The 7482-nt window shown below is 30.4% G+C and carries 12 protein-coding genes; all 12 read left to right on the top strand.

Going from position 1 to position 7482, the window contains the following annotated elements:
• Positions 1 to 152 precede the first annotated feature (152 nt).
• A complete protein-coding gene (locus B4G36_RS03120; protein ID WP_286496414.1) occupies positions 153 to 284 on the top strand; it encodes a transposase in 132 nt (43 codons plus the stop codon).
• A 100-nt stretch (positions 285 to 384) separates the two neighbouring features.
• The gene (locus B4G36_RS03115; protein WP_291061938.1) at positions 385 to 1026 is read left to right on the top strand and encodes a site-specific integrase; all 642 of its coding nucleotides are present in this window, start codon (positions 385 to 387) and stop codon (positions 1024 to 1026) included.
• Positions 1027 to 1150: 124 nt separating this feature from the next.
• Complete coding sequence (locus tag B4G36_RS03110) at positions 1151 to 1405, top strand: type II toxin-antitoxin system Phd/YefM family antitoxin (protein WP_068599366.1); 255 nt, start codon at positions 1151 to 1153, stop codon at positions 1403 to 1405.
• Positions 1406 to 1663 (top strand): Txe/YoeB family addiction module toxin, encoded by a 258-nt coding sequence (locus B4G36_RS03105; protein ID WP_221857138.1) that lies wholly within the window; start codon positions 1406 to 1408, stop codon positions 1661 to 1663.
• A 191-nt stretch (positions 1664 to 1854) separates the two neighbouring features.
• Entirely contained in the window at positions 1855 to 2184 is a 330-nt protein-coding gene (locus B4G36_RS03100; protein WP_291061935.1) for an ArsR/SmtB family transcription factor, read from the top strand.
• A 59-nt stretch (positions 2185 to 2243) separates the two neighbouring features.
• A complete protein-coding gene (locus tag B4G36_RS03095; protein WP_221857039.1) occupies positions 2244 to 2708 on the top strand; it encodes a DUF6428 family protein in 465 nt (154 codons plus the stop codon).
• Between the two features lie 168 nt (positions 2709 to 2876).
• The gene (locus tag B4G36_RS03090; protein ID WP_291061932.1) at positions 2877 to 3947 is read left to right on the top strand and encodes an ArsO family NAD(P)H-dependent flavin-containing monooxygenase; all 1071 of its coding nucleotides are present in this window, start codon (positions 2877 to 2879) and stop codon (positions 3945 to 3947) included.
• A 4-nt stretch (positions 3948 to 3951) separates the two neighbouring features.
• Entirely contained in the window at positions 3952 to 4563 is a 612-nt protein-coding gene (locus B4G36_RS03085; RefSeq protein WP_291061930.1) for a low molecular weight phosphatase family protein, read from the top strand.
• 3 nt (positions 4564 to 4566) lie between these two features.
• Positions 4567 to 5601: an ACR3 family arsenite efflux transporter gene (gene arsB / locus B4G36_RS03080; protein WP_291061928.1), complete on the top strand. Its 1035-nt coding sequence runs from the start codon at positions 4567 to 4569 to the stop codon at positions 5599 to 5601.
• A 117-nt stretch (positions 5602 to 5718) separates the two neighbouring features.
• A complete protein-coding gene (locus B4G36_RS03075; RefSeq protein WP_291061926.1) occupies positions 5719 to 6030 on the top strand; it encodes a hypothetical protein in 312 nt (103 codons plus the stop codon).
• A 132-nt stretch (positions 6031 to 6162) separates the two neighbouring features.
• Positions 6163 to 6609 (top strand): hypothetical protein, encoded by a 447-nt coding sequence (locus tag B4G36_RS03070; RefSeq protein WP_286496425.1) that lies wholly within the window; start codon positions 6163 to 6165, stop codon positions 6607 to 6609.
• Between the two features lie 195 nt (positions 6610 to 6804).
• Positions 6805 to 7089 (top strand): helix-turn-helix domain-containing protein, encoded by a 285-nt coding sequence (locus B4G36_RS03065; RefSeq protein ID WP_286496426.1) that lies wholly within the window; start codon positions 6805 to 6807, stop codon positions 7087 to 7089.
• Positions 7090 to 7482: the final 393 nt, after the last annotated feature.

Below are 7482 nucleotides of genomic sequence, written 5' to 3'. Positions count from 1 at the left end.
TTGCGCGAACAGTAAGCCATTTTTACGCTCATTACGCTAAATTGACTCTCGCCTTTTCAGCAAGTTTTCTATATGAAATTTCAAAGCTATCATGTTTTTAATTGTAGAAATTTGTTTTATTTCATAATCTAATTGTCTCTTTCAAGATTTGAATGGACAGTTATCTAAATAATATTAATAGCAACAGAGCATTGATTCGCTATTGCAATAACTGTTTGGATATTCGTTTATTTTTAGGTCATGATTTAAACGAAAAAATACCTTGGCATTCCACAATTTGTTAAACTTGCGTCCTTTTTGGTAAAGAAGCTTTCTTACAGTTATTTCAATTTGTTCATAAATTACTAATGTTAGTTTTAATACAAATGTTCAATTTTAGCCATAATGTTTAAAGATGCCATTCGTGAAGAAATCATCAGTTTAAATACTTACCCATTTGCAAGTGTACGAATCAAAAAAGCCAAGAGTACAAGATTGTTTTTAAACAAAGAACAAATCGAGCAGCTAAAAAACCACAAGAGTTCATTTGGTCAAACAGATACCTATTTCAGAGATATGTTTATTTTTTCTTGTTATGCCGGAGGATTGCGTTTTAGTGATGTCGTTACCTTACAATGGAAAAACTATGATGAAAACGAACAACGTATCAGATTAAACATCCGTAAAACTAAACGTTCACATCAATTCAAGGTAGGTCAATCTGCTTTAGAGATTTTAAACAAATACAAAAAAGAAACTTCCGAACCAGATGATTTTATTTTTCCAATCATTTCAGAAGCTAATTTCTTCGAACAATCCAACGAATACCAACTAAAAGTAATCGGTAGCAAAAATGTTTTATGTGGTCAGAAATTGCGTAGAATGGGCAAAGAATTAGAATTTCCATTCTCATTATCTTTTCATTTAAGCCGACATACATTTGCAACCCAAGCCTTAGCTAACGGTATGCGTATTGAGTATGTTTCTAAACTATTAGATCACTCAGATATCGGAACAACTCAAATCTATGCTAAAATCGTAAACTAAGAATTAGACAAAGCTGTAGAGCAATTTATTGAATAATAGATGCTTATTTTAGAATAATGTAAGAATATAGATTTTGTAAATAAAAATATTGTACTTAATTTTGTACATAATAAAATACAAGATTATGATAATAGCAAGTGTTTCAGATTTCAGAAAAGATATTAAATCTTACTTAGATAGAGTTTCAAAGAACTTTGAAACCTTAATCATCAACAGAGGGAAAGATTCTGGTATTGTTGTAATGTCTTTAGAAGAATACAATTCATTAATGGCTACAAATCATGAATTATCTTCACGAATCAACGAATCAAGATTAGATGCTGCCATTGAAAAATTAAAAAGCAACCAATCTTTTGAAAGAGAATTAATCGAGGAATAGATGAAATATATTTTCGTAGATGAGTCTTGGGAAGATTATTTATTTTGGCAAAAAACCGATAAGAAAAAAGTAAAACGTATCAATGATTTATTGAAAGATATTTCACGTACTCCTTTTACTGGTATTGGGAAACCAGAGCCATTAAAACATAAATATTCAGGGTTTTGGTCACGTAGAATAGACGAAGAACATCGTTTAATTTACAAGTACGAAGATGATCAGATATTAATTGCAAAGTGCCGTTTTCATTACGATTAAATAATCCATTTTTAAGATATAAATAAGATAACATTCTGTTAGGTTGTAAAACGTAACAGAATTTTTTTTTATGCAAAAATAGTAAACGAAAAATTAGATAAAACAGTAGAACAGTAGATTGAATAATTAATATTAAATTATTTTAGTATTTATAAAACATATCGTAATATTGCAATGATAATAAATCAATAATGGGAATAACTAAATCGGAAATCTTCACTGACGAGCAAAATAAACTAGCTACTTTATTCAAGGTATTAGGACATCCTGCTCGTGTGGCTATTATTCAGCATATCATCAAAAAGAATGCGTGTATCTGTACGGATTTGGTGGATGAATTAGGTTTAGCACAAGCTACTATTTCTCAACATTTAAAAGAATTAAAAAGTATCGGAATTATTCAAGGTTCCATCGAAGGAAAATCGGTTTGTTATTGTATTGATGAAAAGGTTTGGGCTGCAATTCAAAATGAGTTTTCTAACTTTTTCAATCAAAATGTAAAAGTAAATCAATGCTGTTAAGGCATTTTTTTGAAATAAATCATCGCAATATTGCGATAAATAAATAATAATTAAAGAATATGAAACTTTCAGAAATCAAAGAAATCTTACCAACATTAGAAAATGTTGAATTTCAATTAGAGGATGGTACTTTCGTACCAGAGCATTTCCACGTTACAGAAGTGGGAGAAATCACAAAGAAATTTATTGATTGTGGTGGTGTCATCAGAAACGAAAAAGTGGTGAACTTCCAATTATGGAATGCTGATGATTATGAGCATCGTTTAAAACCAGGAAAATTATTAAATATCATTCGCTTATCCGAAAACAAATTAGGGATTGAAGATGCAGAAATTGAAGTTGAATATCAATCTGTTACTATCGGTAAATATGATCTAGAGTTTAACGGTAAACATTTCATTTTAAAAAATAAAAAAACAGCTTGCTTAGCGCAAGATGCTTGTGGTATTCCTTCAGAAAAACCAAAAGTGAAATTGTCAGAAATCCAATCATCTTCTTGTACACCAAATTCGGGGTGTTGCTAAATATTGTAACCATAAATATTATAACAATTACCAATGATAATTTTTTAGGAGTTGTAGAAGTCGATAAACAAGGATTATCAAACAGTAAACGGTATTAATATAGATAAGAATTTATAGAAACGTAAAAGTATTAATTTGTAAATGCATAAATCAGATAAAAACAATTCAATGGATGAAATATTTGATGTTATAGTTATTGGAGGCGGGCAAAGTGCATTAGCTTGTGGATATTATCTAAGACGTGCAAAACTGAAGTATATTATTTTGGATAAGCAAAATACTTCAGGCGGGGCTTGGCTCCATACTTGGGATAGTTTAACCCTATTTTCTCCAGCAGATTATAGCTCGTTACCTGGATTGATAATGCCAAATTCTGAAAATAAATTCCCTACAAAAAAAGAGGTTATACATTATTTAGGACAATACGAGCAATATTATCAACTTAATGTGAAAAGAAATAGTGAAGTTGTTGAAATTAAAAAAAATGGAGATTTTTTTCAAGTTCACACGCAAGAAAGTTTTTTTAAAACCAAAACAGTTATTTCTGCTACAGGAACGTGGGGAAATCCTTTCATTCCGAATTTAAAGGGAATAGAAAATTACAAAGGTGTTCAAATACATTCAAGTAAATATAAAAACCCCGAAGATTTTAATGGTTTAAAAACATTGGTTGTTGGAGAAGGTAATTCTGGTGCTCAAATTGTTGCTGAAGTATCAAAAAATACGACAGTAAAATGGTCAACAAAAAAAACACCTGAATTTCTACCCGATGAAGTGGACGGCTATTATCTGTTTAAAATTGCCAACGCAAGATATAAAGCAGAATTAGAAGGAAAAACATTTGATGCATCAAATTACAATTTAGCCAGTATTGTTATGGTTCCACCTGTAAAAGAAGCTCGTGAAAGAGGAGTGTTAATTTCTAGTGGTACATTCCGTGAGTTTTACGACAAAGGAGTAATTTGGGATAACGGCGAACAAGAAGATTTTGATGCAATTATTTGGTGTACAGGCTTCGGTTACGATACTACATTCCTAAAATCACTAATACAACTAGATGAAAAAGGTATTGCAAAAACCAATGAAACTAAGTCTTTAGATATTGAAGGTTTATGGTTTGTAGGCTATGGTAATTGGACAGGTTATGCATCTGCAACTTTAATTGGGGTAAACAGAACCGCAAAACAAACAATTTTAGAAATTCAAGATTTTTTATCTAAACACTTAAAAATTAATTAAAAATATGTACTCAACAATATTAAAAACTGTAGAGCAATTTCATTTTGAAAATATCAGTAATGATCGCAAAAACATTTTACAACCTTTAATAGATTACATTCAAGGAAAGGTAAATAGTAAAAAACCGGTAAACCTTAATTTTATTTGTACACACAATTCTCGAAGAAGTCATTTATCACAGGTTTGGGCGCAAACTTCAGCATCATTCTATAATATAGATAATGTACACTGTTATTCAGGTGGTACACAAGAAACAGCTTTGTTTCCTAAAGTAGCAGAAACATTAGAAAATCAAGGCTTACAAATTCTAAAAATTGCAGATAGTATAAATCCTATTTACGCCATAAAATTTGATGAAAATTGTTTACCAATTATCGGTTTTTCTAAGAAATATAATGATGCTTTCAATCCTATTTCAAATTTCGCAGCGATTCTAACTTGTTCCCAAGCAGATGAAGGTTGCCCTTTTATTTCCGGAGCTGAAAAGCGAATTCCCATTACTTACGAAGATCCTAAAATTTCGGATGGTACTACCAATCAAACAGAAGTTTACCAACAACGAAGTACCGAAATAGCAACCGAAATGATGTACATATTTTCACAAATCACTAAATAAACGATGCAACCAAAACTAAAATTCCTTGATAGATACCTAACCTTATGGATTTTTATCGCAATGCTTCTAGGTGTGACCATTGGTTATATCTTTCCCAATATGTCTGTTTTTGTAGAGCGGATGAGCGTGGGTACAACCAATATACCTTTAGCTTTAGGCTTGATAATAATGATGTTTCCACCTTTAGCCAAAGTAGATTATGCTTTATTACCAAAAGCACTCAAAAACAAAAAAGTAATTGGTATATCCTTAATCCTAAACTGGATAATTGGTACAGTTTTAATGTTTGGTTTGGCAGTTCTATTTCTTCATGACGAACCGGATTATATGTCTGGATTAATACTAATTGGTTTAGCTCGATGTATTGCAATGGTGGTAGTTTGGAGCGATTTAGCGAAGGCTAATAGAGAATATACAGCAATGTTAGTCGCATTGAATAGTATTTTCCAAGTCTTAAGTTACAGTTTTTTAGTTTGGTTATTCATCAACATATTACCAAGTAAATTAGGCTTAGCTAATTTTAATGTTTCGGTTTCAATGATCGAAGTAACACAAAGTGTAATGATCTATTTAGGTATTCCATTTTTAATAGGTTTTATCACGAGATACGCGCTAATTAAAAAGAAAGGTATAGAATGGTACAATCGTGTATTCGTACCCAAAATTTCTCCCATAACACTCTATGCATTATTATTTACTATTGTGGTAATGTTTAGTTTAAAAGGAGATAAAATACTTGAATTACCTTTAGACGTAATCAAAGTAGCAATCCCATTAGTGATCTATTTTGCAATGATGTTCTTCATCAGTTTCTTTATCAATAAAGCAATGAAGGTTCCTTATGATAAAAATGCATCTATTTCATTTACAGCAACAGGTAATAACTTCGAATTGGCCATTGCAGTTTCTATTGCGATATTTGGTATTCACTCGCCACAAGCTTTTGTAGGAGTTATTGGTCCGTTAGTCGAAGTTCCTGTATTAATCCTTTTAGTAAAAGCTAGTTTGTGGTTGAAAAGCATATATTATAAAGAATAGAGCAATACATCGAATAAGGAAGTTTTAAATATCTTTAACGACACATTTTATCTTTGTAATGTATTAATTTACATCAAATTACACTATAAAAGGTTAATTGCTAAAACTTAATTTATGATGAAGTATTTGATAAAAGAAACTGTACAATTCAAAGAGTTTACACAAGTTGCTTTACACAATGTAAAGTCGAAAGAATTTGATATTATAGAGGTGCAACCTCTTACAAATGACGGGTATTGTCAAGCATTAATTGACAAAATATTTGAGATTTCTCATTCTGAAATTGCTGATTTTATCAAACATCAACTTTTATATGCAAAAGATAAGCTACATTGGATTAATAAGTTTGAAAAGTTAGTTTCAGTAAATGAATTTCTGTTTGAAAAAGGAAGAAATAAAACTCGTTTAATGAAAATTTATACTTCATAAGAAATAATTCGATTAGGTTTATATAAACCAATAAAGATTAAAGACGAAGAAAGACCTGCACCAAGATACATCAATGCAGATTCAGAAGAACGATATTTTTCTTTTTATAAAACGCAGAAAAATTTGGAACAGATGGAGGATTATTGCGATCAGATCTTTTTCTTAACTGATGAGAAATACGAATACGAACAAGCTAACATTCATTTTATCAATCCAAAGCTTCCAGAATATTCAGAGCAATGCAACAAAAAAATTGACCACTTACAACACATCAGAACATTAACGGAAGAATTACAAGTGGTTAAAGAAGAAAAATGCAATTACAACAAACTACAATTCAATGGAAAGGTCAATCAGTTGGTAGACATATTTTACCAATTAAACAGAGAGTTGTTTATTAATGGTAAAAATTATTTAGATGGAAATGTAAACGAGATTTCTAAAATGATTGTTTATTCTTTTGTAGACAAAGACGGAAATAAAGTAAGTATTGAAACGGTCAAAACCATACTCACTCCATCAAGAGAAGAAAAACGACCGAATAACGCAAAACGAATTGATGTAGATAAATTACTATAATATTCGCAATCCTAACTATCCCAGTTAGGATTTTTTTTTGGTCATAAAAGTCCTGTTCATACGTTCAACCTCAAAAATCAAAAGTCTTTATCTATCAGCCATTCAAAAAGATATGGTCCTGACAAGACCATTTCAGGACTAACGGACTTTTTTTTCTGTACTTCATTTGTTTCATAATCTTAAACAAATTAGAAAATGGAAGCAATCATTTTAACAAAGGATCAATACGATGCGATCGTATTCCAATTAGAGGAAATCACTAAAAAATTAAACAAAGCATTAGCAGCTAAACAAGAAACATTTATGGATAACCAAGAGTTTCTAATGCTAATGAAAATCTCAAAACGAACTGCTCAAACGTGGAGAAATGAAGGAAAGGTTTCATTCTGTCAAGTAGGCAACAAAATCTACTACAAAATGTCTGATGTCGAAAAGTTATTGAACGAACACTACAACAAATCATTCACTAATAAACGCTAAAAATTAAGAGCAATAACCTGGCATAAAAATTCGCAGACGAATGTCAATCCGTTAAGTGAAACGTAAAAATGTTTACCGACTGAAAGGAGTGATTTAAACATTTTAGTGAAGCGAAATGAAGATTGACCGTCCAGAATTGAAGCCTTCATTTTTTGATTACTTTTTTATCAAGAAAAAAGTAATTAATAAAATGAACATAATAATAGCAAACATCTCAAATGTTTTTGTATCAAGCCAAATCCAAAGGATTCATGAATACATTATTCATAAAACAATAAACCAATGAATAAAAAAGAACATACAATAACAAAAGTCTAATAACTAACATCTCAAATCTCAATACTATGAGTGTCGTACTTCATCACTTCATAGACATTAAATATAATTATTTTA

Source organism: Empedobacter sp. UBA3239 (assembly GCF_002362875.1).
In the GTDB taxonomy this organism is placed as follows: domain Bacteria; phylum Bacteroidota; class Bacteroidia; order Flavobacteriales; family Weeksellaceae; genus Empedobacter; species Empedobacter falsenii_B.
Note: the sequence above shows the minus strand (reverse complement) of the source record. Positions and strands in the feature narration are given on the sequence as shown.

Bases quoted from the DNA above. Each gene is read 5' to 3' on its own strand.
- B4G36_RS03120 (WP_286496414.1), top strand. From the start codon at position 153: ATGGACAGTTATCTAAATAATATTAATAGCAACAGAGCATTGATTCGC.
- B4G36_RS03115 (WP_291061938.1), top strand. From the start codon at position 385: ATGTTTAAAGATGCCATTCGTGAAGAAATCATCAGTTTAAATACTTAC.
- B4G36_RS03110 (WP_068599366.1), top strand. From the start codon at position 1,151: ATGATAATAGCAAGTGTTTCAGATTTCAGAAAAGATATTAAATCTTAC.
- B4G36_RS03105 (WP_221857138.1), top strand. From the start codon at position 1,406: ATGAAATATATTTTCGTAGATGAGTCTTGGGAAGATTATTTATTTTGG.
- B4G36_RS03100 (WP_291061935.1), top strand. From the start codon at position 1,855: ATGGGAATAACTAAATCGGAAATCTTCACTGACGAGCAAAATAAACTA.
- B4G36_RS03095 (WP_221857039.1), top strand. From the start codon at position 2,244: ATGAAACTTTCAGAAATCAAAGAAATCTTACCAACATTAGAAAATGTT.
- B4G36_RS03090 (WP_291061932.1), top strand. From the start codon at position 2,877: ATGGATGAAATATTTGATGTTATAGTTATTGGAGGCGGGCAAAGTGCA.
- B4G36_RS03085 (WP_291061930.1), top strand. From the start codon at position 3,952: ATGTACTCAACAATATTAAAAACTGTAGAGCAATTTCATTTTGAAAAT.
- arsB (WP_291061928.1), top strand. From the start codon at position 4,567: ATGCAACCAAAACTAAAATTCCTTGATAGATACCTAACCTTATGGATT.
- B4G36_RS03075 (WP_291061926.1), top strand. From the start codon at position 5,719: ATGAAGTATTTGATAAAAGAAACTGTACAATTCAAAGAGTTTACACAA.
- B4G36_RS03070 (WP_286496425.1), top strand. From the start codon at position 6,163: ATGGAGGATTATTGCGATCAGATCTTTTTCTTAACTGATGAGAAATAC.
- B4G36_RS03065 (WP_286496426.1), top strand. From the start codon at position 6,805: ATGGAAGCAATCATTTTAACAAAGGATCAATACGATGCGATCGTATTC.